At 66.1% G+C, this 26060-nt stretch carries 25 protein-coding genes; 12 read left to right on the plus strand and 13 right to left on the minus strand.

From position 1 onward, the window contains the following. Window positions 1–17 precede the first annotated feature (17 nt). From urtE to J8I35_RS07540, 4 genes are all read left to right on the plus strand, one after another. Entirely contained in the window at window positions 18–707 is a 690-nt protein-coding gene (gene urtE, locus J8I35_RS07525; protein ID WP_050012861.1) for an urea ABC transporter ATP-binding subunit UrtE, read from the plus strand. A 61-nt stretch (window positions 708–768) separates the two neighbouring features. Further along, a complete protein-coding gene (fmdA, locus tag J8I35_RS07530) occupies window positions 769–2007 on the plus strand; it encodes a formamidase (protein ID WP_050012860.1) in 1239 nt (412 codons plus the stop codon). 37 nt (window positions 2008–2044) lie between these two features. After that, entirely contained in the window at window positions 2045–2380 is a 336-nt protein-coding gene (locus tag J8I35_RS07535) for a zinc ribbon domain-containing protein (RefSeq protein ID WP_050012859.1), read from the plus strand. 83 nt (window positions 2381–2463) lie between these two features. Beyond that, on the plus strand, window positions 2464–3489 hold the full coding sequence (locus J8I35_RS07540; RefSeq protein WP_050012858.1) for an aliphatic amidase: 1026 nt from the start codon (window positions 2464–2466) through the stop codon (window positions 3487–3489). 26 nt (window positions 3490–3515) lie between these two features. On the opposite strand, the gene J8I35_RS07545 is transcribed toward J8I35_RS07540, so the two are convergent. Next, window positions 3516–4325 (minus strand): alpha/beta hydrolase, encoded by an 810-nt coding sequence (locus J8I35_RS07545; protein ID WP_089489468.1) that lies wholly within the window; start codon window positions 4323–4325, stop codon window positions 3516–3518. Window positions 4326–4442: 117 nt separating this feature from the next. Here J8I35_RS07545 and J8I35_RS07550 point away from each other — a divergent pair, with 117 nt between their 5' ends. Next, window positions 4443–5360, plus strand: coding sequence for a LysR family transcriptional regulator (locus tag J8I35_RS07550; RefSeq protein ID WP_209924893.1), 918 nt, complete (start codon window positions 4443–4445; stop codon window positions 5358–5360). A gap of 39 nt (window positions 5361–5399) precedes the next feature. On the opposite strand, the gene J8I35_RS07555 is transcribed toward J8I35_RS07550, so the two are convergent. Then, complete coding sequence (locus tag J8I35_RS07555; protein ID WP_209924894.1) at window positions 5400–6293, minus strand: LysR family transcriptional regulator; 894 nt, start codon at window positions 6291–6293, stop codon at window positions 5400–5402. Between the two features lie 135 nt (window positions 6294–6428). Between J8I35_RS07555 and J8I35_RS07560 the strand changes: the two genes are divergently transcribed. Further along, complete coding sequence (locus J8I35_RS07560; RefSeq protein ID WP_209924895.1) at window positions 6429–7430, plus strand: zinc-binding dehydrogenase; 1002 nt, start codon at window positions 6429–6431, stop codon at window positions 7428–7430. Between the two features lie 98 nt (window positions 7431–7528). On the opposite strand, the gene J8I35_RS07565 is transcribed toward J8I35_RS07560, so the two are convergent. Next, window positions 7529–7834 carry a DUF4148 domain-containing protein gene (locus J8I35_RS07565; protein ID WP_089489465.1) on the minus strand — a complete coding sequence of 102 codons (306 nt, stop codon included), beginning with the start codon at window positions 7832–7834 and terminating at the stop codon, window positions 7529–7531. A gap of 293 nt (window positions 7835–8127) precedes the next feature. Here J8I35_RS07565 and J8I35_RS07570 point away from each other — a divergent pair, with 293 nt between their 5' ends. Both J8I35_RS07570 and J8I35_RS07575 read left to right on the plus strand, forming a co-directional pair. Beyond that, complete coding sequence (locus tag J8I35_RS07570; protein WP_245170146.1) at window positions 8128–8322, plus strand: hypothetical protein; 195 nt, start codon at window positions 8128–8130, stop codon at window positions 8320–8322. A 63-nt stretch (window positions 8323–8385) separates the two neighbouring features. After that, window positions 8386–8709 (plus strand): hypothetical protein, encoded by a 324-nt coding sequence (locus J8I35_RS07575; protein WP_209924896.1) that lies wholly within the window; start codon window positions 8386–8388, stop codon window positions 8707–8709. Here J8I35_RS07575 and J8I35_RS07580 read toward each other — a convergent pair. The 5 genes from J8I35_RS07580 to J8I35_RS07600 form a co-directional block, all read right to left on the minus strand. After that, complete coding sequence (locus tag J8I35_RS07580) at window positions 8697–8969, minus strand: DUF4148 domain-containing protein (RefSeq protein ID WP_204384308.1); 273 nt, start codon at window positions 8967–8969, stop codon at window positions 8697–8699. The two genes, J8I35_RS07575 and J8I35_RS07580, sit on opposite strands and share 13 nt — an antisense overlap. 270 nt (window positions 8970–9239) lie before the next feature. Continuing rightward, window positions 9240–10706 carry an efflux transporter outer membrane subunit gene (locus J8I35_RS07585; RefSeq protein ID WP_209924897.1) on the minus strand — a complete coding sequence of 489 codons (1467 nt, stop codon included), beginning with the start codon at window positions 10704–10706 and terminating at the stop codon, window positions 9240–9242. Next, complete coding sequence (locus J8I35_RS07590) at window positions 10699–11904, minus strand: efflux RND transporter periplasmic adaptor subunit (RefSeq protein ID WP_209924898.1); 1206 nt, start codon at window positions 11902–11904, stop codon at window positions 10699–10701. Before J8I35_RS07590 ends, J8I35_RS07585 begins: the two co-directional genes overlap by 8 nt. Then, window positions 11894–15148, minus strand: a complete 3255-nt coding sequence (locus J8I35_RS07595; protein ID WP_209924899.1) for an efflux RND transporter permease subunit — start codon at window positions 15146–15148, stop codon at window positions 11894–11896. The genes J8I35_RS07590 and J8I35_RS07595 overlap by 11 nt, the downstream gene beginning before the upstream one ends. 234 nt (window positions 15149–15382) lie before the next feature. Beyond that, complete coding sequence (locus tag J8I35_RS07600) at window positions 15383–15520, minus strand: hypothetical protein (RefSeq protein ID WP_185625016.1); 138 nt, start codon at window positions 15518–15520, stop codon at window positions 15383–15385. A gap of 51 nt (window positions 15521–15571) precedes the next feature. Here J8I35_RS07600 and J8I35_RS07605 point away from each other — a divergent pair, with 51 nt between their 5' ends. Then, window positions 15572–15946 (plus strand): hypothetical protein, encoded by a 375-nt coding sequence (locus J8I35_RS07605; RefSeq protein ID WP_050012847.1) that lies wholly within the window; start codon window positions 15572–15574, stop codon window positions 15944–15946. Between the two features lie 102 nt (window positions 15947–16048). On the opposite strand, the gene J8I35_RS07610 is transcribed toward J8I35_RS07605, so the two are convergent. The 3 genes from J8I35_RS07610 to J8I35_RS07620 form a co-directional block, all read right to left on the minus strand. Beyond that, the gene (locus tag J8I35_RS07610) at window positions 16049–16807 is read right to left on the minus strand and encodes an SDR family oxidoreductase (RefSeq protein ID WP_209924900.1); all 759 of its coding nucleotides are present in this window, start codon (window positions 16805–16807) and stop codon (window positions 16049–16051) included. A 184-nt stretch (window positions 16808–16991) separates the two neighbouring features. Beyond that, on the minus strand, window positions 16992–17939 hold the full coding sequence (locus J8I35_RS07615; protein WP_209924901.1) for an alpha/beta hydrolase-fold protein: 948 nt from the start codon (window positions 17937–17939) through the stop codon (window positions 16992–16994). A 61-nt stretch (window positions 17940–18000) separates the two neighbouring features. After that, window positions 18001–19098, minus strand: a complete 1098-nt coding sequence (locus J8I35_RS07620) for an OpgC domain-containing protein (RefSeq protein WP_124639135.1) — start codon at window positions 19096–19098, stop codon at window positions 18001–18003. Between the two features lie 381 nt (window positions 19099–19479). Between J8I35_RS07620 and J8I35_RS07625 the strand changes: the two genes are divergently transcribed. Next, window positions 19480–20634: a porin gene (locus J8I35_RS07625; protein ID WP_050012844.1), complete on the plus strand. Its 1155-nt coding sequence runs from the start codon at window positions 19480–19482 to the stop codon at window positions 20632–20634. A 53-nt stretch (window positions 20635–20687) separates the two neighbouring features. Here J8I35_RS07625 and J8I35_RS07630 read toward each other — a convergent pair whose 3' ends face one another. After that, window positions 20688–21599 (minus strand): LysR family transcriptional regulator, encoded by a 912-nt coding sequence (locus J8I35_RS07630; protein WP_209924902.1) that lies wholly within the window; start codon window positions 21597–21599, stop codon window positions 20688–20690. 143 nt (window positions 21600–21742) lie between these two features. Between J8I35_RS07630 and J8I35_RS07635 the strand changes: the two genes are divergently transcribed. Then, complete coding sequence (locus tag J8I35_RS07635; RefSeq protein WP_209924903.1) at window positions 21743–22744, plus strand: aldo/keto reductase; 1002 nt, start codon at window positions 21743–21745, stop codon at window positions 22742–22744. Window positions 22745–22872: 128 nt separating this feature from the next. Then, window positions 22873–23613 carry a sulfite exporter TauE/SafE family protein gene (locus J8I35_RS07640; protein ID WP_209924904.1) on the plus strand — a complete coding sequence of 247 codons (741 nt, stop codon included), beginning with the start codon at window positions 22873–22875 and terminating at the stop codon, window positions 23611–23613. 83 nt (window positions 23614–23696) lie between these two features. On the opposite strand, the gene J8I35_RS07645 is transcribed toward J8I35_RS07640, so the two are convergent. After that, on the minus strand, window positions 23697–25859 hold the full coding sequence (locus J8I35_RS07645; protein WP_209924905.1) for a hypothetical protein: 2163 nt from the start codon (window positions 25857–25859) through the stop codon (window positions 23697–23699). Between the last annotated feature and the right edge of the window lie 201 nt (window positions 25860–26060).

A 26060-nucleotide genomic window follows, 5' to 3' on the forward strand; every position in this document is an offset into this window, starting at 1 on the left:
AACACGGAGAACACATCATGCTGGAAGTCGACGATCTCGTCGTCAGCTACGGTCAGAGCGAGGTGCTGCATGGCATCGGCTTTGCCGTTGCGCAAGGCGAAAGCGTGGCCGTGATGGGCCGCAACGGCATGGGCAAGACGACGCTGTTCAAGGCGCTGATCGGCATGCTGCCCGCCAATCGCGGCACCGTGCGCGTGGCCGGCGCCGACGTCTCGAAGGACGAGAGCTACCGCCGCGTGTCGAAAGGCATCGGCTACGTGCCGCAAGGGCGGCAGATCTTCGCGTCGCTGACCGTCGAGGAAAACATCCAGACGGGCCTCGAAAACGCGCAGAGCCAGCGCGTGCCCGACGAACTTTACGCGTTGTTTCCCGTGCTGTTCGACATGAGAAAGCGCAAGGGCGGCAATCTGTCGGGCGGCCAGCAACAGCAACTCGCGATTGCGCGCGCGCTCGCGACCGACCCGAAAGTGCTGTTGCTGGACGAGCCGACCGAAGGCATCCAGCCGTCCGTCATCAAGGACATCGCCAAGGCGCTCAACCAGATTCGCACGAGCCGCCATATCGCCATCGTCGTGTCGGAGCAGGTGTTGAGCTTCGCGCTCGACGTGGCCGACCGCCTGTTCGTGATCGAGGGCGGGCGCTTCGTGCACCAAAGCACGCGCGATGCGGGCGACACCGACCGCATCCGCGAATATCTGTCCGTCTGAGCGCGGCGCGGCGTTCGCGCGCCGCGCCGTATGTCAATCCGCGAACCCAGGAGCGAACGCCATGCCCGAGACTCTCATCAAGGTCGATCTGAACCAGTCGGCTTACGAAAACGAACAGGTGCACAACCGCTGGCACCCCGATATTCCGATGGCCTGCTGGGTCAAGCCCGGCGACGATTTCATCCTCGAAACCTACGACTGGACCGGCGGCTTCATCAAGAACGACGACAGCGCCGACGACGTGCGCGACATCGACCTGTCGATCGTGCACTTTCTGTCCGGCCCGGTCGGCGTGCATGGCGCGGAGCCCGGCGACCTGCTGGTGGTCGACCTGCTCGACATCGGCGCGAAGGCCGATAGTCAGTGGGGCTTCAATGGCTTCTTTTCGAAGACCAACGGCGGCGGCTTTCTCACCGATCATTTCCCCAGCGCGCAGAAATCGATCTGGGATTTTCACGGGGTGTACACGAGTTCGCGCCATATTCCGGGCGTGAATTTCGCGGGCCTGATTCACCCGGGCCTGATCGGCTGCCTGCCCGACCCGGCACTGCTCGAGACCTGGAACGCGCGCGAAACCGGCCTGATCGCCACCGCGCCCGATCGTGTGCCGCCGCTCGCGAATCCGCCGTTCGCGGCCACCGCGCACATGGGCAAGCTCGCGGGCGACGCGCGCGACCGGGCCGCCGCGCAGGGCGCGCGCACGGTGCCCCCGCGCGAGCACGGCGGCAATTGCGACATCAAGGATCTGTCGCGCGGCTCGAAGGTGTTTTTCCCTGTCTACGTGGATGGCGCGGGCCTGTCGGTCGGCGACCTGCACTTCAGCCAGGGCGACGGCGAGATCACGTTCTGCGGCGCGATCGAAATGGCCGGCTGGGTGCATATGCGCGTGAATCTCATCAAGGGCGGCATGGCGAAATACGGGATTCGCAACCCCGTCTTTCAGCCCAGCCCGATCACGCCGACCTATAACGATTACCTCATTTTCGAGGGCATTTCCGTCGACGAGCAGGGTGGCCAGCATTATCTCGATGTCACCACCGCGTATCGCCAGGCGTGCCTGAACGCGATCGAGTACCTGAAGAAATTCGGCTATTCGGGCGCGCAAGCCTATTCGCTGCTCGGCTGTGCGCCGGTGCAGGGGCACATCAGCGGCGTGGTGGATATTCCGAACGCGTGTGCGACCTTGTGGCTGCCCACGCAGATCTTCGACTTCGACATTCGCCCGAATGCCGACGGCCCGATCCGGCACATCCAGGGCGGCGTCGATCTGCCGTGTTCGCCGGATCTCGCGAACGCGTGACCGACACACTGAAATGACGCAGGAATAGGAGGCCGTCATGCCAATCTACGACTTCGAATGCGCGAGCTGCGGGCCCTTCTCCGTCATGCGTCGCATCGCGGATCGCGAGAAACCGTGCCGCTGTCCCGATTGCGGCGCCGAAGGCGGGCGCGTCATCAGCGCGCCATCACTGGCGTTGATGGGAGGTACGCGCCGCGCCGCACACACGACCAACGAACGTGCCGCGCACGCGCCGCGTCAGTCCGGCGACGGGCCGCCACTACGCCATCGCGCCGGTTGCAGTTGCTGCTCGGGCGGCGCGTCGAAACTCGCAGGCACGGCGTCGGACGGCCTCAAGCGGCCGGCGGGACGGCCGTGGATGATCAGCCACTAAGGTGTGCCGCGCGCGAGCCGATGCGCGGAAGCAGCGGCCGTCGCGCGCGGCGTCAACGTGTACGTGTTAGAGGAGGAAGCGTCATGCGACAGGGTGATATTTCGAGTAGCCGCGACTGTGTGGGCGTCGCGGTGGTCAACTACAAGATGCCGCGTCTGCACACGAAGGCGGAGGTGCTCGACAACGCGCGGCGTATCGCCGACATGGTGGTCGGCATGAAGCAGGGTTTGCCGGGCATGGATCTCGTGGTGTTTCCCGAGTATTCCACGCACGGCATCATGTACGACCGCCAGGAGATGTTCGATACGGCGTCCGCGATTCCCGGCGAAGAGACGGATATTTTCGCGGCGGCGTGCCGCAAGGCCAACGTGTGGGGCGTGTTCTCGATCACGGGCGAGCGCCACGAGGAACATCCGCGCAAGGTGCCGTACAACACGCTCGTGCTGATCGACAATCGCGGCGAGATCGTGCAGAAGTATCGGAAGATCATGCCGTGGACGCCGATCGAAGGCTGGTATCCGGGCGACCGCACCTATGTGACGGATGGGCCGAAGGGCCTCAAGATCAGCCTGATCATCTGCGATGACGGCAATTATCCGGAGATCTGGCGCGACTGCGCGATGAATGGCGCGGAGCTGATCGTGCGCTGCCAGGGCTATATGTATCCGGCGAAAGAGCAGCAGGTGATGGTCGCGAAGGCGATGGCGTGGATGAACAACACCTACGTGGCCGTGGCCAACGCCACGGGGTGGGACGGCGTGTATTCGTACTTCGGCCATTCGGCGATCGTCGGGTTTGACGGGCGCACGCTCGGCGAATGCGGCGAGGAGGAAATGGGCGTGCAGTATGCGGAGCTGTCGCTGGGCATGATTCGCGACGCGCGGCGCAACATGCAGTCGCAGAACCATCTGTACAAGCTGCTGCATCGCGGTTATACCGGCACGATCCATTCCGGCGATGGCGCGAATGGCGTCGCCGAATGTCCGTTCGGCTTCTATCGCGACTGGATTGCGGATCCCGACGCCACGCGTCGCCGTGTCGAAGCGCTCACGCGCGCAACACCCGGCACGCCGGAATGTCCGATCGACGGAATTCCGCACGAAGAGTGAGTATGCGCGCCGTGGGCGTCGGGTGCTCATTGTGCGGTGGGTGCGGCACGCCATTCAGGTTTTGCCGCAGCAACGAAGTCTTCGATGAGTCGCGCAACTTCGGTCGGCGCCTCTAGCGGCGCCAAGTGGCCGACGCCAGGAAGAATATGCATGGTCGCTTGCCGAATACGCGGCAGCAGTTCCGTTCGCAATGTGACCACGCGATCCACCTGGTCCAGTTCCCCGGAGAGGACGATCGTCGGTACGTCGATCGAAGTTACCGCCGCACTGATATCTTCGCGCATCGCCACCTCCGGCCAGGCAGCTTTAGCCTGCGGCGCAGCCTTCAGGCTATCCTCGATGACCATTTCGCGGCAGGCGGTGTCGAGCGGTTTGGCGGTAAGTACGTGGTCGATAACGAATTCGACCGACTCGCGCGATTGATAGGCGCCCGTCAGCGTCGCACGTTCTTCCGCGGAAAGCAGCATCGGCGATGGTGGCGATGGCGCGACCAGCACAAGGCCTTGAAGCCCGTTCGGCCGTCGCGACGCGATGAACTGCGCGACCTTGCCACCCATCGAATGACCGACGAGTACGTAGCGTTGCAAACCCAGTGTCTCGATGACGCCCTCGGCGTCGGCAGCGAGATCGGCAATACCGTAGCCATCCGCCGGCGCATCGGACTTGCCCCAGCCCCGATGGTCAGTGGCGACGGTGCGATATCGGCTCGATAACAGGTCCGTCACGCGTTGCCATGTCCGCGACGAGCCGCCGTAGTAATGCAGGAACACCAGGGCCGGGTCGCCTTGGCCGGCTTGGGTCACGTGGATTCGCGTGCCATTCGCTTCGATTTCCATTTGCGCTGCCTCTTCCCGGTTGGATGGATGAATCGTAGCGTCGCGCCTGCAATTTGATAATTGCACGCGGGATAGCGGCAGTCGATAATGGTGTTATCGAATCAGGCGGGGGCGAAAATGGACCGATTGACCAGCCTTGGCGTGTTCGTCGCTGCTGTCGAAGAGGGCAGTCTGGCTGCAGCCGCGCGGCGCTTCGGGTTGTCGCCGGCGATGGCCGGGAAACACGTGAGTGCGATCGAGGCCCAACTGAACGCGCGACTTCTGCAACGCACCACGCGGCGCTTGAGCCTGACCGATATCGGCCAGACGTACTACGCTCGCAGCAAGCAAATTCTGGAAGCATTTGAAGACGCCAACCGGGAGGCGCACGATTCGCAACGCACGGCGCGCGGCGTTCTCCGCATTGCGGCGCCTGTCACGTTCGGTGCGATGCACTTGGGCGAGGTCACGGCCCGCTATCTCGAGGACCACCCGCAGGTCAACGTGGAAGTGCTGCTCGGCGACCGCTATGTCGATCTCCTGGAGGACGGCATCGACGTCGCCATCCGGATTGGGAAGCTGCAGGACAGCGCGCTCGTTACAAGTCGCATCGCGCCATGTCGAATGGTCATATGCGCGTCGCCCGCGTACATCGAGCGGCATGGAATGCCGCGTAAGCCGAGTGATCTGGTTCATGCACAGCGGCTCGTCTTCAGCGAGGCCGTCTCGGCCGGGGATTGGACATTATTCGATGCGAAAAACCGCGCGCATGTCATCGAAGGGCCCTGTCGAATCGCTGCCAACAACACCCAGATGCTTCTGTCTGCCGCGTTGGCGGGCGCCGGCGTCGCGTACGGCCCGACTTTCGTCTTCGGGGAGCATGTGCGACGTGGCGAGCTCGTCGCGCTACTGCCAAGCTACCGAGCAACCGAGTTGACGATACAGGCGGTCTACCCGAGTGCTCGGCGCATCCCGCTCAAGGTTCGACGGTTCGTCGACTACCTGACTGCAGCGTTCGGCAACGAGCCGCCTTGGGATCGAAGTTCGAAAAGGTAGGATGGCGACAAGCCGCTACGCGCGATCGGCTGGCCCGGTTCAGGTAGAAGCGGTTCCGAGTGCCGACATCAAGTAATCGATCACTACCCGGACTCGCGTCGGTACGCGTCGACCGGCGGGATAGACGAGATGGGTTGCCATGCGTTCCGGCTGAAACTCGGGCAGGAGGACTTCGACTTGCCCGGTATCGATTTCCGCTCCGAAGAGCCATCGTGGCGCCTGGGCAATGCCGAGCCCGTGCAGTACCGCGGTGCGCACCTGCTCTGCGTCACCGGTCAAAAAAGCCCCGCGCGGAACGCGATGGACGGTTTCTCGCCCGACCTTGAAGCGCCAAGGGCGGCGCTCATGGTTTCGAGCGAAGACGACGCCTGTATGTCCGTCCAGATCGGCCAGCCGGGCAGGCCTGCCTTTCGCTGCGATATAGCCCGGACTGGCCACGAGCAGCGATTCCGTTTCCGATAGTTTTCTCGCTGTCAGCGAGGAATCCACCAGCGGCCCGTGGCGGATTGCCAGATCCATGCCTTCCCCGACCAGGTCGACCTGTCGTTCGGATACGGATAATTCGAGCGCAACGTGCGGATATTGCCGAAAGAACCCGGGAAGGAGCGGCGTCACGCACAGGCGGCCGTAGGCAGGCGCGGTCGTCAATCTCACCAAGCCTTGCGGCGATTGCTGTCGCGTCCCGACCGACGACTCCAGCGAATCGAAGCCCTCCATCAAGGGCTTGGCCGATTCATAGAACGCCTGGCCCGCCGCGGTGATCACCACCTGACGCGACGTTCGCAACACCAGCTGAGCACCGAGATACTGCTCCAGCGCGGCAATCTGCTTGCTTACGGTTGGTTGTCCAATGCCTTCCTCTCGCCCTACTGCGGAAAAACTGCCGCATTCGACTAGTCGGACAAACAGGCGAATTGCATCCAGACGATCCATGGGTATTCGTATCGATCCATTCTGTATTGGAATCGATGGTATGCCGGGAGGCTGCGTTTCGGCAACGGGCTTACTTGTTTAAGTTACCGCCTGTGCAGTTACCGCCATCGCTGTTTATCGCTGGAGAAACGCGTCATGAAAGCTATCTGCGTTACCGCTGAACGCTCGTTGGAAGTTCGTGATATCCGGCCGCCGAGCCGGCCGGAAGCAGGCCATGTGCTGATCGACATGGAGGCATCTGCAATCAACCATGGCGACAAGATATTTTTGCGTGCGCGTGCTGACGATGGCAAAGCGCTGCCGGCGAGCCAGCACGGTGTGTGGGGCGCATCCGGTGCCGGGACGGTAGTGGCGACGGGTGCCGGTGTACCAGAGCGTTATATGGGAAGACGTGTCGCTGTCTACCGCTCGCTGAACCGTAGCGCGTACAACCTCGGGTTTTGGTGCGAAAAAGCGCAGGTGCCTTACACGAGTTGCCTGATCTTGCCCGAACACGTCAGCGCACGGGACTATTGCGGGTCGCTGGTCAACGTGATCGCAGCCTATGCGTTTCTCGAAACGATTACCGAGGCCGGGCATCGCGGCGTGATCGCCACGGCGGGGAACTCGGCAACCGGGCTGGCGCTCGCGGCCCTCGCTCGTCAGAGAAATATGCCGGTCATCTCCATGGTGAGGAGCCAGGCTGCGCAGGAGGCTCTGCACCGCGATGGTGTCGAGCATATCGTGCGCGCCGATGAAGACTTTACCGACACACTTGGAAAGCTGTCATCGGAGCTTGGAACGACGGCCGTATTCGATGGCGTGGGCGGTGCGCTGACCGGCCAGCTGGCAACCTGTCTGCCGATGCGCTCGTCCGTATATTTCTACGGCACGATGGCTGGCCCCGTTCCGTTTCCCGTGTCGGCGCCGCTCTTCATGATGAAAGATCTGTCGATGCAGCGTTTCAGCAATTTCGAGAGCCGCACGGTGCGAGAGCATGAAAGGTTGGTGACTGCGCTGAGTGCGCTCGAGAGCGTGATCGGCGATCCCGTGTTCAGGACGCGCGTCGGTCAGGAATTCAGCTTCGATCTGATCGACGACGCCATGACGTACGAGTCCGTCGACGGACGAAAGGCGATACTGGCGAGCCGGTCGTGAAGCATCGATGGGGCGTATCGGTTATCAACTTCACAGGAAAACGCGCGCGGTCACAAGGCTCGCGCGCAAACTCGGAGAATGGTTGCCATGCGGACAATTCAGTTACCGCTCGACGCGACGGTATTGGCTACCCCGGCGCAATCGCGCCGGTACTTCTGCATCAGGCGCGCCTGCGCCGAATCGATATCGTCGGGATAGCTGCTCTCGTCTCCGGACGACGGGTCGTAGCCGACGGATTCCAATTCGTTCAGTTCGTTGACGAGCTGTCGGTGGGAGATCGGGCCGTTCGCGTGCACGAACGGATAGTCATGGCATTGCGCCGACGTGAGCTTCGTCTCGGCATGCGCGGAGACGCTCGATGCGAGCATGGCGGCGCAGACGAGGTAACGGATGGGATGATTCATCTTCGGCTCCTGGATAGCGTTGAATAGAGGCCGTACGGCAGGATGCCTGCGTCGGCCGCGGGACGAAGATTAGGGACAGCGGACTATCCAAACAGCAGCGCGAGGATGAAACATGTTTTAGGAAAATCCGCATCCGGTCATGCATGGGCTGCCGCATGCACTGAAAGTTAAAGAATCCTTCATGCCTGTGTTCCCGGATGGTCAGGCGCAGCGGCGTATCGTCGAGCGATGGATCATTCGATGCCGCGCACCGCGCGGTGCGCACTGGGGGTAATGCAATGAAATCGACCGTCATGACGGCTGGACTGATCGCGCTGGCGTGTTCGTCGCTGCCGGCGTTCGCGAAGGTGCAGGGAACCGGGCTCGCGATTGCCGATGTGACGCTCGCGCACGCAAAAGCCGAACATGGAGATCGTGCGATCGATGCCGAGCGCAATCTCGCGTCGCATCGCGCGGACAGATCGAGCACGCAATCGCACCAGGGCTGAGATGCCCGACGTTCGAATCGATAGCGCAAGCCGCTACGGCTATCCGGTGACGCCGCCGGACGCATGAACGCGCGAATCCGGCGGAGCAACGAACATGACGGGCGCCTTGCCGATGGCAGCGCGCCCGTCATGTTCGTTTACGAGCCGAAGAACGGCACGCAGAAGTCGGGCGGCCCGACACAATCGTCTGGGCCGTCGGGCGGCGCGGAGGCGCACCCGGACAACATGACGCTGACAGCCATCGCGACGAGTGCGATACGGGCGGAACGAGCGAGCAACGGACGAAGTTTCATGAAGTTTGAGCCATTCGGTGGGCGGCTGGCGGCGCTGCCGGCGTGGGCCGGGCACCCCGCCCGGCCGCACGGTCGCGCGCATCAATGCGAATAGAGCGTGGAGTTCAGGTACTTGAGTTGTCCGTCCTGTTCGGCATGCACGAGCTCGGCATGGACCTCGGCGCGCGTCTTTTCATGAATCGGCTGGCCGTAAGGCGGCACCCATTGGCCGGCAGCCTGAGTGCCTGGCACGCCGTCCTTGGTGGCGGCCGGGGAGATCTGCACCGGCCGGCTGCCGGTCAGTGCAAACGCGGGAACGGACAGCGTGCCGATTGCGGCGAGCAGGGTCGCGGCAATGACGTTGGCGGTTTTCATGTTGGGAGTCCTCATGATGATTGAACGGGTTCATCCACCGGCGCGGCGTGTCGGTGTCGCGCACGGGTTGAGGACAAGCATAGGCGGCGGACATTAGCGGATCGGCATACGCAACGTGAAAAGAAATTCATGCATCGGCGCGCAGTCGCGGCGACATCAAACCGGCATGCCGTGAAGCGTTTCGCGCGGTCGGGCCGACGTAAAAAACGGCACCCGTCATCGCGACGGGTGCCTTGAAATACGACACGCCTCGTCCGTGTCGCAAGGGAATCAGTTCGTTGCACGGGCCGGTGTCGCGGCCGGTGCTTGCGTACCGGATCCGGCTTCATCGGTCGACCACCCGCCGCCCAGCGCGGCGATCAACCCCACCGCCGCCAGTTGCCGGCGCGTGTCCAGCGCCAGCATCGCAACCTTCGTATTGAGTTCGGTGGTCTGCGCGGTTACCACATCGAGATAGCTGACGACGCCGTCCCGATAGCGCGACATCGACAACTGCAACGTGCGTTCGGCCGCCTCGAGTGCTTCCTGCTCGCGATCGGCTTCGTCGCCGAGGTGATGCGTGAGTGCGAGGTTGTCTTCCACCTGCTGGCACGCGTCGAGCACCACCGCGCGGTATTTCGCGCCGTTCTCGGCCAACTGCGCGCGCGCCTGGTCGGTGAGCGCCTGGCGCCGGCCGCCGTCGAACAGCGTCAGCGCGAGGCTGGGCCCGATCGACCAGATCTCGTTCGGCGCGCGGAGCCAGTGGCCGAGGCCCGAGCTTTGGTAGCCGCCGACCAGCCCGAGCGTGACGTCGGGGAAGAACGCCGCGCGCACCACGCCGATCTTCGCGTTGGCGGCGGCCATGCGCCGCTCGGCGGCCGCGACGTCGGGTCGCCGCTGCAGCAGCGTCGCGGGAATGCCGGCCGGGATCGTCGGCAGGTACGCCGCGTTCAGGTTCGGCGTCAGCGAGAACGACGACGCCGGTACGCCCGTGAGCGTCGCGATCGCGTGCTCGTCGAGCGCGCGCCGCGCCCGTATGTCCTCGGCCGACGCGCGGGCCGAATCGAGCTGCGTCTGCGCGCGCGACACGTCGAGATCGGACGCGATGCCGCCCGCGTGCCGGCTCATCGTCAGGCGCAGCGCGCGCCGGTAGGTGTCGATCGTGTCGGCCAGCAACCGTTGCTGCTGATCGAGCCCGCGCAGGCTGAAGTACGCGCTGGCGAGGCTGGCCTGCAGGCTCAGTTGGACCGACGCGAGATCGTCGGCGCTGGCCTGTGCGTCGGCGCGCCCGGCCGCGACTTCGTTGCGGACTTTCCCCCACAAGTCGAGGTCGTAGTCGAAGCCGGCGTCGAGGGTGTTGTCGCCATAGACGTTCGGCTGGTTCGAGCCGCGCAGCGGCCGCGTGGCCGATTGGCGGTTGCTCGAGACCTGCGCGCCGAGGCCGATGGTCGGGAACAGCCCCGAGCGCGCCTGATCGAACAGCGCGGCCGCTTCGTCGTGGCGCGCCACGGCCGCGGCCACGTCGGGGTTGGCCGCGGCCACCCGTGCCTCGAGCCGGTCGAGCACGGGGTCGCGAAACGCCGTCCACCAGCCGTCGCGCGCGATGCGGTCGGCCGGCTTCGCGGCCTGCCAGCCGCCCGCTTCCTTGAAGCTGGCCGGCAGCGCCGTTTGCGGCGCGTGATAGGCGGGCGCGAACGAGCACGCGCAGAGGAACGCGACGCCGGCGAGCATCGCGCAGAGCCGAAGCCGGTTAGCCATGCGCACGCTCCGTGTTGCGCTTGGCAGACGCAACGGTGGGGGCCGGCGCCGCGAGCCTGACCGGGTCGCCGTCGGCCAGCGAATCGGGCGGATTGTCGATCACGCGATCGTCCGGCGCGAGGCCGGTCGCGATCTGCACGTGCGTGCCGAGATCGGTCGCGATCGTCACGGGCTTGAGTACCGCGCGATCGTCCTTGCCGACCACGGCGACCTGCAGGCCGGCCTGCCGGAAGATCAATGAGCTGGCCGGAATCGTCAGCACGTGGGTGCTGCCGGCCGATAGCGCGAAATGCACTTCGGTGTATTCGCCGGGGATCAGCTTGCCGTCGCGGTTGTCGACCATCAACTGGACGAGCAGCGTGCCGGTCGAATCGGCGATCGCGTCGTCGGTATCGACGAGCGTCGCCCGGAAGGTCTCGCCCGGATGCTCGGGCACGGTCAGCGTGGCCGTCATGCCGGGCCGGATCGCGGCGGCCTCGTTCTGCGGCACGCTCACGTAGACGCGCATCCGGTGGACGTCGGACACCGCAAACAGCTCCGGGCCGGCGCCGCCGCCGGCCGAGATCAACTGGCCGATGTCGGTCTTGCGCGCGGTGACGACGCCGTCGAACGGCGCGACGATGCGCTTGAACGCCTCCAGCGCGTCGAGGCGCCGCACGTTTGCTTCGTTGGCGGCGACGATCGCCTGCTTGGCCGCGAGGTCGCTGGTCTTCTCGTCGGTTTCCTGCTGCGACACCGAATCCTGCGCGAGCATTCTGGTCCAGCGCGCGGCCGTGGACGCGGCCAGCTTCTCGTTGGCGAGCGAGCTCTGCAGGTCGGCACGCGCCTGCTGCAATTGCTGGTCGAGTTCGGGCGTATCGATCAGCCCGAGCAATTGCCCCGACTTCACGTGCGCGCCGATATCGGTGTACCACGCATGCAGGTAGCCCGACACCTGCGCGTGGATCGGCGCGCTCTCGAATGCGGACAGATGGCCGGGCAGCACGAGCGTCGCGCCGTCGCCGCCGACCGACGGCGTGTACGCGACCACGGTCGGCACCGCCTGTTCGGCGGACCAGGTCGTCATTTCCTGTTTCGCGTGCGCGCGGCCGACGATGCCGGTCGCCACGATGCCGACCGCGATCAGCGCGGTGAGCGTGGCGACGAGCTTGAGGTTGGGCAGCCGTTTCGGCGACTTGATATCGATCTCAGTGGACATGGGAGGCTCCGGACGCGGAAAGGGAGGAAGCGCGGGGCGCGTCGTGCTTCAGCGCGTCGCGCCGATGCACGAGGCTGAACACGACGGGAACGAAGAACAGCGTCGCGATCGTCGCGCACGCAAGGCCGCCGATCACCGCGCGGCCGAGCGGTGCGTTCTGCTCGCCGCCGTCGCCGAGGCCGAGCGCCATCGGCGCCATGCCGATGATCATCGCGAGCGCGGTCATCAGCACCGGGCGGAACCGCGTGAAACCGGCTTCGAGCGCGGCGGCCAGCGCGTTGCCGGTGTCGGCCAGGCGTTCGCGCGCGAAACTGACGACGAGGATCGCGTTGGCGGTGGCCACGCCCATGCACAGGATCGCGCCGGTCAGCGCCGGCACCGACAGCGGCGTATGCGTGGTGAACAGCATCCAGACGATGCCGGCCAGCGCCGCCGGCAGCGCCGAGACGATCACGAAAGCGTCGGCCCACGAATGGAAGTTCACGACGATCAGCAGGTAGATCAGCACGATCGCGCCCACGAGGCCGAGCAGCAGGCCGGCGAACGCGCCGTTCATGGTCTGCACCTGGCCGCGCAGCGTGACGGTCGAGCCCTTCGGCAGATCCTTCGCGGTGGCTTTGACGATGCCGTCGATGTCGGCCGCGACCGCACCGAGGTCGCGCCCCTGGGTGGTCGCGTAGATGTCGAACAGCGGTTCGATGTTGTAGTGCGACACCACTGCGTTGCCGACGCCGCGCGTGATCGTGGCCAGGCCGCCCAGCAACTGGGACTGGCCGTTCGCGCCGGTGACCGGCAGGTTCCGCAGCGCCGACAGCGTGGTCATCCTGTACTGCGGCGTTTGCGCGACGATCGGATAGGACACGCCGTTGTGCGGGTTGAGCCAGTAGGTCGGGTCGACCTGGCTGGTGCCGGCCAGCGTCGCGACCACCGAGTTCGTCACGTCCTGCTCGGTGATGCCGAGCTGGTCGGCGCGCGTGCGATCGACCGTCACCGTGAACTGCGGATAGGTGCTGGCCTGCTGGATGCGCGGATCGGCGACGCCGGCGACCAGCCGCAGCTTGCGGTACAGCTCGCGCGCATAAGCGAGATTGGCCTGCTGGTTCGGGCCGGCCACCTGCAGGTCGACCGGCGCCGGCGCGCCGAAGTTGAGGATCTGGCTGACGATGTCGGCGGGCAGGAACGAGAACGTGGTGCCCGGATAGGCGCGCGGCAGGCGTTCGCGCAGCGTGTGCACGTAGTCGGCGGTCGGCGCGTGATCGTGCGACAGCGAGATCAGGATGTCGCCGTCCTGCGGCCCGAGCGTGCCGCTGTTGTTGTAGGTCAGGTTGATCCCGCTGTTCGGCAAGCCGATGTTGTCGATCACTGTGCGCAACTGCGCGGGCGGGATCACGCCGCGAATCGTGCTCTCGATGCGGTCGAGCTCGGCGGCGGTTTCCTCGACACGTGTGCCGACCGGCGCACGCACATGTAGCGCGATCTCGCCGGAATCGATGGTCGGGAAGAAATTGCGGCCGAGCGACGGGGCGAGCAGGAAGGACGCGGCCACGATGCCGAGGAAGGCGACGACGAACGGCTTGCGGCGCGTGAGCGCGAGGCCGAGCAGGATTCGGTACGACGCGCGCACGGCTTCGAAGCGGCGCTCGAACGCACGCTGGAAGCGCACCAGCGGATTGCGCGACGGCGGGACGTCGTGCGCGCCGGCATGGCCCGCGTGCGGATCCATGACCGCGGCCAGTTCGCCCGACGCGTGACCGGCCGATGCGTGCGGCTTGAGCAGGTATTGCGCGAGCATCGGCACGAAGGTGCGCGACAGCACGAACGACGATGCCATCGAGAAGATCACCGCCTTGGCCATCGGCACGAACAGGAAGCGCGAGATGCCGTCGAGCATCAGCATCGGCACGAACACGATGCAGATGCACAGCAGCGAGACGAGCGCCGGCATCACGATCTGTTTCGCGCCGTCGACGATCGCGGTGCGCGTGTCCTTGCCCTGTTCGAGGTGCCAGTTCACGTTCTCGATCGTCACGGTCGCATCGTCGACCAGGATCCCGACCGCGAGCGCGAGGCCGCCGAGCGTCATCACGTTGAGCGTTTCGCCGGTGGCCGCGAGCAGCGCGATCGCCGACAGCACGGCCAGCGGGATCGACGCGGCGATGATCAGCGTCGAGCGCCACGAGCCGAGGAACAGCAGGATCATCAGCGAGGTCAGCGCGGCGGCGATGATGCCTTCGCGCGCGACGCCGCTGACGGCGCCGTTCACGAAGGTCGACTGGTCGCCCATCGTGACGAGCTTCAGGCCCGGCGGCAGCGTCTGTTCGACCAGCGGCAGCTTCGCCTTCACGCCGGCGATGATGTCGAGCGTCGAGGCCGAGCCGTTCTTCAGGATGCTCATCAGCACCGCGCGGTGGCCGTCCACGCGCACGATGTTGCCCTGCGGCGGATAGCCGTCGCGCACGTGCGCGACGTCACGGACATAAATCGTCGTGCCGTCGACCGACTTGATCGGCAGGTCGTTCAGCGCGTCGAGCGAGAGCGGGCTGTTGTTGAGCTTGATGTTGTATTCGAAGCGGCCGATCTTCTGCGTGCCGGCCGGGATGATCTGGTTCTGCTGCGCGAGCGCGTGCGCGACGTCCTGCGCCGACAGCCCTTTCGACTGCAGCGCCTGCGGGTCGAGATCGATCTGCACTTCACGTGTCTTGCCGCCGTACGGCGTCGGAATCGCAACGCCCGGCACCGACAGCAACTGCGGTCGAATGAAGTTGACCGCGTAATCGCCGAGCTTCTGTTCGTCGAGCGTGTTGCTGGTCAGCGCGATCTGCAGCACGGGCACGGTCGACGCGTTGTAGTTGAGGATCTGCGGCGGCGTGGTGCCGGGCGGCATCTGCTTGAGCACGGTCTGCGAGATCGACGTGACCTGCGCGGTCGCCGTGCGGATATCGACCGTCGGCTGGAAGAAGATCTTCACGATGCCGTAGCCGCGGAACGATTGCGACTCGATATGCTGGACATCGTTGACCGTCGTGCCGAGCGTGCGCTCGTAGTACGTGATCACGCGTCCGGACATGTCGTCCGGCTGCAGGCCCGCGTAGTTCCAGACGACGCTGATCACCGGGATGCGGATGTCCGGGAAGATGTCGATCGGCGTTCGGACCGCCGCGAGCGGGCCCGCGATCAGGATCAGCAGCGCCAGTACGACGAACGTATAGGGCCGGGCGAGCGCGAGCCGGACAATTTTCAGCATGAGGTGCTGCTCCGTTCAATATCGTCGTGAAGAAGAGCCGGATGTGCGCGTCGTCGGGAAAAACCCGAGGCGCAACCGATGAGCGCATTCTGCGGAGCGGCCACTAACAGCCGGTCGCAAAAAAGATGAAACAAGTTTTAAGGAACGGGTGGGCTTAACCGGGCTGGTGGCCGCGAGCCGCGGATCGTCTTCGACGTCGGGATGTGTGCCACGGCGTGCGCGATGCCGGGGGAATCAGGCGGCGGCGAGATGCGTGGCGGTGCGGTCGGGCGTGCGATAGTGGGCAACCACATAGCCGATGAAGCTGCGCACTTTTCCAGCGCTTTCTAAAAAAAGATTCATGCGCAGTTCACGAATCTTCAGCCGGTTCACGTGTACCGAGGTCGATAATTGGATCGCGTAATTCCGGCAAGGACGACAAAAATGACACAACCGTTGAGCATCAAGATGATCGAGGAGCGCGGCAAGCTCGTGGTGCTGATGTCGATCGAACGGGGCGCAGCCGTGCTCGATCCGGAAGACGTGGACGCAGTCATCCAGTACTTGAGTCTGCTGCGCGCGTCGATGCAGCCGGCGGTGCCGGAGCGTCCGCCACACGGGCAGCAATTCGTGACGGAAATGGATCCCTGCTGGTATGCCGAGCGCCATCCGGTGCAGGGCGGCGTGGTGCTGTTACTGCGTCATGGCGGGCTCGGTTGGGCAAGCTTCGCACTACCGCCGTGCAGCCTCGAACGGTTGCACGCTTCGCTGACGCAACTGCTCGAGGACGAGCGGCGAGCGATCAGCCTGCCGCACTGAATCTGCGTCGCGAACGTGCTTGCATGCGGCGTCGTTGCGACGGAGTGATTCGGTAGCAGCCAGTGCGTGAACGCCGTCTCCCGGCACGGGCCGCGGCGCGCGCTATCCGCGCCCGACGAACGGCATCGCAGTCGCCATGATCGTCATGTTGAGGATGTTGGTGTCGAGCGGCAGATTCGCCATCTGGACGACCGCGTTCGCGACATGCGCGACGTCCATCCGCGGCTCGGGCGCCAGGCTGCCGTCCGCTTGCGGGACGCCTTGCGTCATCCGTTCCGTGAGCGACGTCGCGGCGTTGCCGATATCGATCTGGCCGCACGCGATGTTGTACCGGCGGCCGTCCAGCGCCAGCGACTTCGTGATACCGGTCACCGCGTGCTTGGTGGCCGTGTACGCGATCGTATCGGGGCGCGGTGCGTGCGCCGAGATCGAGCCGTTGTTGATGATCCGGCCGCCCTGCGGCATTTGCGTTTTCATCAGCCGCCACGCGGCGCGCGCGCACAGGAAGACGCCGGTCAGGTTCGTCGCGACGACGCTGTTCCACACGTCGAGTTCGTATTCGTCGAGGGACACGACCGGGGCGTTGCGCCCGGCATTGTTGAACAGGACATCGAGCCGGCCGAACCGTTGCGCGATCTGTGCGAACGCGTGGTCGACCGAGGCCTCGTCGGTGACGTTGACGGGAAACACGTCGGCGTCGCTGCCGGCGGCGCGGATCGCGTGCTGCGTGTCGCGCAGCGACGCCTCCGTGCGCCCGAGCAGCGCGACGGTGAAGCCGGCCTGGGCGAGTGCGAGGGCCGCGGCGCGACCGATGCCGGAGCCGGCGCCCGTGACGGCGGCGAATTTCTTCGAGACGGACATGGCGTGATTTCCTGCGGGTCGAGTAGGGGAGGCAGGCGACGAACGATGTCATCGCCACTTCGGCAATGTAGACGAAATGCGGCGGGTACGGATTCAGGCGACGCCGTCAAGTGCATCGGATGCCGTGGTTTTCGCTGAACGCGGAGCCGAGCGAGCGGCACGGCGGGACAACGCCCGCCGGCCGTCACTTCACGCACTCCAGCGCATACTTCAACCCCTGCCCGAGCAACCCGCGCCAGACGTCCCACGTATGCCCGCCGTCGACGATGCGCAGCTCGGCCGGGTTCTGCGCGCGGCGCAGGTGCGTGTACAGCACGCTCGATTCCGCCTGGATCGTCAGGTCGTCGTCGCCGGCCGCGATGAACATCGGCACGCGCCAGTTGCGCGCGAAATAGCCGCGCAGCAGTGCCGGGTAGTTCAGCTCGTGCCACACGCGCGAATCGAACTGCCGGTCGCCGAACACGCCGACGTAGCGCGCGGCGGAATTGAGCGGCGGCTCGTTCGCATAGATCGCGGGGCTCAGCAGCATCGCGCCGCAGAACAGCCCCGGTTCGAGCAGCGAGAAGCGCAGCGCGCCGAAGCCGCCCATCGACACGCCGCCGATCGCGCGGCCCGCGCGCTGGTTCGACACCGCGAAGTGCGCTTCGACTTCGGGCAGCAGGTCGTTGAGGAACGCGCTCTGCATCTTCTCCTTGCGGTCGACGTACCAGTCGGTGCCGCCCTGCGGCATCACGATCACGACCGGCGGAATGTCGTGGCGCTCGATCAGCGTGTCGGCGGTGGCCTGCAGCCGGCCTTGCGTGACCCAGTCGTTCGCGTTGCCCGCGTTGCCGTGCAGCAGGTACATCACCGGGTAGCGCGCGCCTTCCGGGTTGTAGCCGGGCGGCAGGTAGACCGTGTACGACCAGTCGCGCTTAAGCGACGCCGACCGGAACGTGCGCAGCACGACGCTGCTGCCCGGATTGGCGGGCGGCTCCTGCGCGGCCGATGGCGTCGTCGCGGTCTGGACGGCCGGCGGCGCGGGCGATATGGCCGGCGCAGCGGCAGGCGCGGGCGACGGTGGCGTGGCGTGGGCGGTGGCGATCGCGCCGGCGATCAGGGCGAGGGCGAATGGAAGGGCGAGTCGGCGCATGGCGAATCGTTTCAGGAGTGGCGCCGGCTATCGTAGCAGCGGCGCATGACGGCGCGGCGCGTCATGGCCGCGAACCGAACGGCAGCCGCGCGACGAGCGGCCCGTAGAGTTTGGCGACCAGATACAGCAGTCCGATCGCGACCACGTCGGCGGTCAGGCCGAGCGGCACGTCGAGATAGCCTTCGGTCGCCTGGTAGAGCAGCGAATCGACCGCGAGCGAGATGCCGGTGCCCGCGACGAAGCACAGCAATCCCTGCCGGCCGATCGTGCCGATCCACGGCATCGCGTGCGCGACCTTCTTCATCCAGCCGAGGTGCACGAGCTTGGCGGCGAGCCACGCGATCGCGAGGAAGTTCACGAGCCGTAGCGCGCCGAGGTTCTGCTTGATCGACGGATCGGTCGGGAACGGCTCGATGCGCAGCCGGTAGTACGCGCCGGCCGCGACGATCGCGAGCGCCGCGGCCGTCAGCAGCCAGCCCTGCGGCTTCGGCGCGAGGGTCTGGTAGACGGGCTGGCAGCGCGCGATCACGCCGAGCACGAACAGGAATTGCCACGCGAACGGGTTGAAATCCCACGGCGCGCCTTCGACGGTCGGCAAGAAGCGTGCGACGTGCGGCGCCGCGTACCACAGCGATCCGCTGAACGCGAGCATCAGCCAGGGCTGCGTGCGCGCGAGCGGCAGCGCGAGCGGGACGAGCAGCGCGAAGAACGCGTACATCGGCAGCACCGACGCGAGGTACGGCTGGCGGCGGAACAGCAGGATGTCGCGCAGCGCGGCGAGCGGCTTGTGCAGCAGCCCGTCGAGATCGTTGGTCGGCATGTTCGGGCCGTCGATCGCGAGCGCGTTCAGCGCGGCGGTGATCAGCAGCATCAGGCCGGCCGTCACGAGGAACGCGCGGTAGATCTCGAACGCGCGCCGGATGAAACGCTGGCGTGCGGCGGCCTCGTCATGCCGCTCGGCGAGCGAGTTGTACGCAATGGCGGTCGCGAAGCCGCCGAGGAACACGAACACCTCGGCCGCGTCGCACAGCGCGTACGCGTGCAGCGTCACGCGCGACAGGATGCTGCCGCCGATGTGGTCGACGACGATGACGAGCAGCACGAGGCCGCGGAAGAAATCGAGCTCGGCGTAGCGGCCGGCTCGGGCCGGCGCGGTCATCGGGGCGCCTTTCGGCACGGGCCGCGGGCACGGCCGGCACGCGCCGCGCATGAATCGGGGTCAAGCATGACTTCGTGAAGAAATGGCGAACGGATGCGCATTGTGCCATCGATGCGAAGCCTTCCGGGTTTACGCGAATGGCGGGCCGGCCGGCCGCTACCGACAAGCCCGGTCAGGCCGTCCGCGCAAGGGGCAGTTGGACGAGCGCAACGCTTTGCGCGCGACGACCCGCACCCCATGGACGGGCGGTTTGCGTCGTGACACCATTTTGTCCTCACGCGGCCGCACACCGCGTCGTCCGCCCTGCGGGCCACACATACAACAGATCGAACAATTCGCCGGGCGCATGGCCTGCCCGGCCCCCGGCTCCGGAGATTCGTCATGAGGAAGCACGTCATTTTTGTCGCCGCGCTCGCCGCCTTCGCCGCGCCGGCCTTTGCCGAGACCAGCGTGACGCTGTACGGCGTGATCGACGAAGGCTTCAATTACACGAACAACGTCAACGTCAATGGGGTCGGAAAGACCAATTACCAGCTCGCAAGCGGCTATGCTCAGGGCAGCCGGTGGGGCCTGAAGGGCAGCGAGGATCTCGGCGGCGGGCTGAAGGCGGTCTTCACGCTGGAAAACGGTTTCGACGTGAACAACGGCCGGCTCGGCCAAGGCGGCCGCATGTTCGGCCGTCAGGCGTTCGTCGGGTTGTCCGAGTCTCGCTTCGGCACGCTGACCTTCGGCCGTCAGTACGATGCCGTCGTCGACTATCTCGCGCCGCTGACCGCGAACGGCAACTGGGGCGGCACGCTGTTCTCGCACCCGTTCGACAACGACAACACGGACAACTCGTTCCGCGTCAACAACACGGTCAAGTACGCAAGCGCCGACTGGAACGGCCTGACCTTCGGCGGCACGTACAGCTTCAGCAACAGCACGGGCTTCTCGAACAACCGCCAGTACAGCATCGGCGCGCAGTATTCGCTGGCCGGGCTGCAGGTCGCGGCCGCGTACCTGCAGGCGAACAACCCGGGCATCGGCAACGCGGGCGCGATCGCGGCCGACGACGCGAACTTCGTCGCCGATCGGTTGCGCATCTTCGGCGGCGGCGTCAACTACACGTTCGGCCCGGCGACGGTCGGCGTCGTCTATACGAAGACCGACGTGAAGAACCCGGTATCGACGGTCTACCTGCCGGCGTCGACGTTCGCCGGCCTCGGGCTGACCGCGACGAAGTTCCAGAACTTCGAGATCAACGGCAAGTACCAGCTCACGCCCGAGTTCTACCTCGGCGCGCAGTACGTGTATACGGACGGCAAGTACGACGCCGCGGCCGGTTCGTTCAAGCCGAAGTACCACACGGTCGGCCTGATGGCCGACTACAGCCTGTCGAAGCGCACCGACGTGTACCTGCAGGGCGCGTGGCAGAAGGTGGGCGGCGACAAGACGGGCACGGCAGCCGACGGCGGCTATGTCGTCGGGACCGACGGCCCGTCGGCGTCGTCGAACCAGTTCGCGGTGCGCGCCGCGATCCGCCACAAGTTCTGAGGTCCTGACCGGCCGGCGCCGCGCAGTGGGTGGCCCGGCGCCGGTTGCTGCCGTCATCCTGCGCGGTGCGCGCCGCCGAGCGTTTCCGCGAGCCAGTCGACGAAGATCCGCACGCGCGGCGCGAGATGCCGGCCGGTCGGAAACACCACCGACACGGGCAGCGGCCCCGCATTCCATTCCGGCAGCACCTCGACCAGCGAGCCGTCGGCGAGCAGCGGCGCGAGCCCGTCGCGCGGCGCCTGGATCAGCCCGAGGCCCGCGAGGCAGCACGCGAGATACGCCTGCGAGCTGTTGACCGACACGACGCTGTGCATCTTCACCGTGTGCATCTCGCCCGAATCCATGTCCGTATATTCCCAGTCCAGCTCGCGGCCCGTGCGGCTCGAGAAATAGCCGACCGCGACGTGGTCCGGCAGATCGTCCGGCGAGCGGGGCAGGCCGTGTCGCGCGAGATACGCGGGCGACGCGCAGTTGATCTGCGCCATTTCGCCGACGCGCCGCGCGACGAGCGACGTGTCGGACAGCACGCCGACCCGCACCGCGCAGTCGATGCCGTCCGCGACGAGATCGACGAAGCGGTCGGTCGTGCTGATCGCGATGCGCAGGTCGGGATAGCGCGCGTGGAAATCGGGCAGTGCCGGAATCACCTGGTTCAGCGCGAACCGCTCGGGCAGATCGACGCGGATCACGCCGCGCGGCGACGCGCCGGCATCCTCGAACAGGGTCTCCGCATCGTCGAGGTCGGCGAGCAACTGCACGCAGCGCTCGTAGTAGGTCGCGCCCTCGGCCGTCAGCGCGACGCGCCGCGTCGTGCGTTGCAGCAGGCGGATCTTCAGGTGCTTTTCCAGATACTGGACGGCATTGCTGACCGTCGGGCGCGGCAGCTGGAGCTGCTCGGCCGCTTTCGTGAAGCTGCCGAGATGGGCGACGCGCGCGAAGACGCGCATTGCTTGCAGATGGTCCATGCGGGCGAGAACCTTGGCGGGAACGGGAACAAGGCTCCATTGTTAATCACCGTCGAATGGTTTGGTGGGGCGTTTCGCGTTTATCGCGCGGCGTCGTGCGGCCAGAATCCGTTTCATCCACTCACCATTCGAAGGAAACGGACATGGACAGGCGTCAACTGGGCCGCACGGGCCCACAGGTTTCGGCGATCGGGCTCGGCTGCATGGGGATGTCGGATCTCTACGGGCCGGCCGATCGCGACGAAAGCATCGCGACGCTGCACGCGGCGCTCGACCACGGCATCACGCTGCTCGATACCGGCGACTTCTACGGGATGGGCGACAACGAGATGCTGATCCGCGACGCGCTGCGCGGCCGGGCGCGCGACCAGGTGGTGATCAGCGTGAAGTTCGGCGCGCTGCGCGATCCGGCCGGCGGGTTTGCCGGCTACGACGCGCGGCCCGCGGCGATCCGGAACTTCGTCGCCTATTCGTTGAAGCGGCTCGGCACCGACTACCTCGACATCTACCGGCCGGCGCGGGTCGATCCGGCGGTGCCGATCGAGGAGACGGTCGGCGCGATCGCCGATCTCGTGAAGGCCGGCTACGTGCGCCATATCGGGCTGTCGGAAGTCGGCGCGGACACGATCCGCCGCGCGGCCGCCGTCGCGCCGATCGCCGATCTGCAGATCGAATATTCGCTGCTGTCGCGCGGGATCGAGGCCGAGATCCTGCCCGTCTGCCGCGAGTTCGGCATTGGCGTGACGGCCTACGGCGTGCTGTCGCGCGGGCTGCTGGGCGGGCGCTGGACGGCGGCGCGGCAGGGCGAGCGCGATTTCCGCGCGGCGAGCCCGCGCTTCCAGGGCGAGAACCTCGCGCACAACCTCGCGCTGGTCGACGCGCTGCGCGCGATCGCCGACGAGAAGGGCAGCAATCCGGCGCAGGTCGCGATTGCGTGGGCGCTGTCGCGTGGCGCCGACATCGTGCCGCTGGTCGGCGCGCGCAAGCGCACGCAACTGCAGGACGGTTTGCTGGCGACAGAATTGCAACTAACGGTCGAAGAGCGTACACGCATCGAAGCGGCGGTTCCCGCCGGGGCGGCTGCCGGTGAGCGCTATCCGGCCGCGCAGATGGCGCACCTCGACAGCGAGCAGGGCCGGGGGTGATGCATGGGGCCGGGTCGGGGCCCCGAAGCCCCGTCCGGCGGGCCCGAGCCAGCCTCAGGCAAAGCCAGATGGCGGGCGGCATGGCGGGCAGGCACCATCGGCGCCGTACTCAACGGACGAATGCCGCCATGTCAATTCAGACGCTGACGATCATCGTGCTGGTTTTCCTGCTGGCCGGCGCGGTGAAGGGGATGATCGGGCTCGGGCTGCCGACGATCGCGATGGGGCTGCTGACGCTCGCGATGCCGCCGTCGGCCGCGGCGAGCCTGCTGCTCGTGCCGTCGTTCATCACCAACGTGTGGCAGTTGTGGCTCGGCCCGTCGTTCGGCGCGCTGCTGCGCCGGCTGTGGCCGCTGCTCGCCGGCCTGACGGTCGGCACGCTGACGGGCGGGCTGCCGGCGCTCGCGGCCGGCAGCACATGGACGCACGCGGCGCTCGGCGTCGTGCTCGTGCTTTACGGGGTATGGGGGCTGGCGGCGGCGCGATTGCCCGCGCCGGGCCGCCATGAAACATGGCTGTCGGCCGTGGTCGGCTACCTGACGGGCGTCGTGACGGCCGCGACCGGCGTGTTCGTCGTACCGGCCGTGCCGTACCTGCAGGCGCTGCGGTTGTCCAAGGACGATCTGATCCAGGCGCTCGGGCTGTCGTTTACCGCATCGACGATCGTGCTCGGCTTGCAATTGCGCGTGACGGGCGCGCTGCAGACGGTCGATCTCGGCGTGTCGGCGCTCGCGCTCGTGCCCGCGCTGGCGGGGATGGCCGGTGGCCAATACGCGCGGCGCGTGATGAGCGAGAAGATGTTCAAGCGTTGCTTCTTCGTCGGGCTGATCGCGCTGGGCGCGTATATGGCGGGATCGCGGTGGTGGTGAACGCGGGCCCGGGCACTGCATGATCCCGAAGCCGGCTTCGGCAACCGGCTTCGGGAAGGGGCGCGGGAGCGCGGTCTTGTCGCTTACGCCGGATCGGCGTACTTCAGCGTCCACCCGACCGTGCGGGTCGCGCCCGCGCCGAGCGCGAACGGCTTCGTCGTGCACGCGAAGTTCGAATGCAACTGCCCGATCGGCGTCGTCGACAGCGGATTCGTCGTGCCGTTCGCGGTGTCGAAGGCGGACAGCGCGCAGTTGTCGAACCCGGATGCCGCATAGCGCGTCGCCGCGCTGTTTGCGTACGTTACCGACACGCCGTCGCCGTTGGCCTGCGTCGACGCGAAATCCGCGAACGACGTGAAGTCCGTCTCGACCGCGAGGTTGCCCGCGAGCGTGCCCGAACTCAGCGTATCGCTGCGCGAGATCATGCCGTGCGCGAACGTCAGCACCGTGTGCACCTGCAGGTCGAGATCCGTCGTGTACGCGGTGTTCTTCGACGCGACGCGGAACTTCGTCGTATCGAACGACACGATCACCTGGCCGTTGCTTTGCTGCACGTTCAGGTTCTTGTAGTACGTGACGGGAATGTAGGTCTTCGCGTTGTACGTCACCTGCGGCACCAGCAGCGCATAGCCGAGGTCGGTCGTGCCGTAGATCAGCTTGTCCGAGAACGGCACCGGGTAATACGGCGTGTATGCGTCGTAGTCGGGCGCCTGGCTGAGGTTCAGGTTGATCACGCGCCGGCCGTCGCGCACGGTGAGCAGCGCGGCGCTGTACGGATGCGCGGCATCGCCCGGCTGGTTGTACCAGGTGAGCGTGTAGCGCGGCAGCGCGTCGAGCCACGCGCGGTAGTCCGCATCGGCCATCGGCGCCTGGCCGCCGAAGCCGAGCTTGTTCCACCATGCGTTCACGTACAGGTACTGGTGCAGCAGGCTGAAGTTCTCGCCCATCACGCGCGGCTTGCCGCGATACGTGTCGGTGCCGCGGCCCTTGACCCACATGTTCACCGACGGCGTCGGCAGCGACGGGTCGTACCAGTACGTGTCGAAACGACGCGCGGCCTGATAGATGAATGCATACGCAACCTGTTTCTCGCGATCGGTCAGCACGCCGGCATTGGCCGCGGCCGTCAGCACCTCCATGAACGCGGAATCGCCGTACGGGCCGATCGAGCGGCCGTAGTTGAAGCCCTGGCCGTCGGCGTTCAACTGCGGCAGGATCAGGTCGACCGACTTGCGCAGATAGCCCTTCAGCTCCGGCGTCAGATTCGCTTCGTTGCCCATCTCGAACGTGCGCTCGACCACTTCGCCGATCAGCAGCGTGCTGTAGCGGTCGAAGCGCGCCTGGTCGTAGTAGGTCGTGTGCGTGTTCGATGCTTCGTCGGAGAACCCGCCCGACGAGTCGTTGCGGATGTGGTTCGTCAGCGTGTACAGCAGCGCGTCGCGTGCGCTCATCGTCGCGACCGCCGGATCGGTCTTCGATGCGAACGACGGGCTGCTCCAGCCGAGCTTCTGGCGCAGCCCGGCAATGCCGTAGGACACCGCATAGTAGTTCTGCGCGGTGTTGAGCGACGCGATGTCGATCGGCGTGCCGGCGGCCGGGCAGGTCGTGGTCTTGCCGCTCGCATCGGGGCCGAACATGTCGCAGAACGTGAGCCGCTGCTGCAGCGTCGCCAGCATCGCATCGCTGAAGACTTCGTTGAGCATGCCGTGCGCCTTCAGGTTGTTCAGCGCGACGAGGTAGTAGTACTCGCCCCACGAGGTATTCGCATACGCGTAGTTGCCGCCCGACTGCGCCATCATCGCGGTCGTGATCGTCTGGTACGTCGCGAGGTAGCTCGCGTATTGCGGGTCGTTCTTCGCCTTCATGTCGATCAGGATGTAGGACAGGCCGAGCGCGAGCTTGCCGGGCAGGAATTTGTCGCCGGTATTCGTGTCGAGCACGTGGACGGGCGTGCCGTCGCCGAGATCCATCACCACCTGCGTGAAATCGGGCGATTTCCGGATCAGGTCGAACAGCGCGCGCATCTGGCCCATCATCGTGAGCGGGATGTTCGTGCCGGCCGGCACGCGGGTGTCGGGCGCGCCGTAGACGAGCGCCTGCAGCGAGTTCGCTGCGAGCGCGGGCGGGGTGGACGTAGGGGGCGCCGACGGCGTGTCGGTCACGTCGTTGCCGCCGCACGCGCTGACGAGCACGACGGAAAGGGCGCTGAGCGCGGCGCCGAGCGCGAATCTGCTGCGCGGATGCATGGTGTCTCCAATTTTGAATAGTGATGAAGCACGGGCACGTGTCGCCGATGCCGCGCTCGGTGCCCGTACCGGGCGTCCGCCTTGCAAACCCTGATCCCTGAAGACGGACGGCCTGAATCGCAAATCGAGCAGGCAAGCGTTCCCCCTGCACGGGCCGTGATCGGCGTCGCGCTTGTGCATTGGAAAACGTTTTCCAAATTT

The sequence above is a fragment of the Burkholderia sp. CpTa8-5 genome (assembly GCF_017815045.1).
In the GTDB taxonomy this organism is placed as follows: Bacteria; Pseudomonadota; Gammaproteobacteria; order Burkholderiales; family Burkholderiaceae; genus Burkholderia; species Burkholderia sola.

Coding starts and splice junctions, on each gene's coding strand:
- urtE (WP_050012861.1), top strand. CDS start 18: ATGCTGGAAGTCGACGATCTCGTCGTCAGCTACGGTCAGAGCGAGGTG.
- fmdA (WP_050012860.1), top strand. CDS start 769: ATGCCCGAGACTCTCATCAAGGTCGATCTGAACCAGTCGGCTTACGAA.
- J8I35_RS07535 (WP_050012859.1), top strand. CDS start 2,045: ATGCCAATCTACGACTTCGAATGCGCGAGCTGCGGGCCCTTCTCCGTC.
- J8I35_RS07540 (WP_050012858.1), top strand. CDS start 2,464: ATGCGACAGGGTGATATTTCGAGTAGCCGCGACTGTGTGGGCGTCGCG.
- J8I35_RS07545 (WP_089489468.1), bottom strand. CDS start 4,325: ATGGAAATCGAAGCGAATGGCACGCGAATCCACGTGACCCAAGCCGGC.
- J8I35_RS07550 (WP_209924893.1), top strand. CDS start 4,443: ATGGACCGATTGACCAGCCTTGGCGTGTTCGTCGCTGCTGTCGAAGAG.
- J8I35_RS07555 (WP_209924894.1), bottom strand. CDS start 6,293: ATGGATCGTCTGGATGCAATTCGCCTGTTTGTCCGACTAGTCGAATGC.
- J8I35_RS07560 (WP_209924895.1), top strand. CDS start 6,429: ATGAAAGCTATCTGCGTTACCGCTGAACGCTCGTTGGAAGTTCGTGAT.
- J8I35_RS07565 (WP_089489465.1), bottom strand. CDS start 7,834: ATGAATCATCCCATCCGTTACCTCGTCTGCGCCGCCATGCTCGCATCG.
- J8I35_RS07570 (WP_245170146.1), top strand. CDS start 8,128: ATGACGGCTGGACTGATCGCGCTGGCGTGTTCGTCGCTGCCGGCGTTC.
- J8I35_RS07575 (WP_209924896.1), top strand. CDS start 8,386: ATGAACGCGCGAATCCGGCGGAGCAACGAACATGACGGGCGCCTTGCC.
- J8I35_RS07580 (WP_204384308.1), bottom strand. CDS start 8,969: ATGAAAACCGCCAACGTCATTGCCGCGACCCTGCTCGCCGCAATCGGC.
- J8I35_RS07585 (WP_209924897.1), bottom strand. CDS start 10,706: ATGGCTAACCGGCTTCGGCTCTGCGCGATGCTCGCCGGCGTCGCGTTC.
- J8I35_RS07590 (WP_209924898.1), bottom strand. CDS start 11,904: ATGTCCACTGAGATCGATATCAAGTCGCCGAAACGGCTGCCCAACCTC.
- J8I35_RS07595 (WP_209924899.1), bottom strand. CDS start 15,148: ATGCTGAAAATTGTCCGGCTCGCGCTCGCCCGGCCCTATACGTTCGTC.
- J8I35_RS07605 (WP_050012847.1), top strand. CDS start 15,572: ATGACACAACCGTTGAGCATCAAGATGATCGAGGAGCGCGGCAAGCTC.
- J8I35_RS07610 (WP_209924900.1), bottom strand. CDS start 16,807: ATGTCCGTCTCGAAGAAATTCGCCGCCGTCACGGGCGCCGGCTCCGGC.
- J8I35_RS07615 (WP_209924901.1), bottom strand. CDS start 17,939: ATGCGCCGACTCGCCCTTCCATTCGCCCTCGCCCTGATCGCCGGCGCG.
- J8I35_RS07620 (WP_124639135.1), bottom strand. CDS start 19,098: ATGACCGCGCCGGCCCGAGCCGGCCGCTACGCCGAGCTCGATTTCTTC.
- J8I35_RS07625 (WP_050012844.1), top strand. CDS start 19,480: ATGAGGAAGCACGTCATTTTTGTCGCCGCGCTCGCCGCCTTCGCCGCG.
- J8I35_RS07630 (WP_209924902.1), bottom strand. CDS start 21,599: ATGGACCATCTGCAAGCAATGCGCGTCTTCGCGCGCGTCGCCCATCTC.
- J8I35_RS07635 (WP_209924903.1), top strand. CDS start 21,743: ATGGACAGGCGTCAACTGGGCCGCACGGGCCCACAGGTTTCGGCGATC.
- J8I35_RS07640 (WP_209924904.1), top strand. CDS start 22,873: ATGTCAATTCAGACGCTGACGATCATCGTGCTGGTTTTCCTGCTGGCC.
- J8I35_RS07645 (WP_209924905.1), bottom strand. CDS start 25,859: ATGCATCCGCGCAGCAGATTCGCGCTCGGCGCCGCGCTCAGCGCCCTT.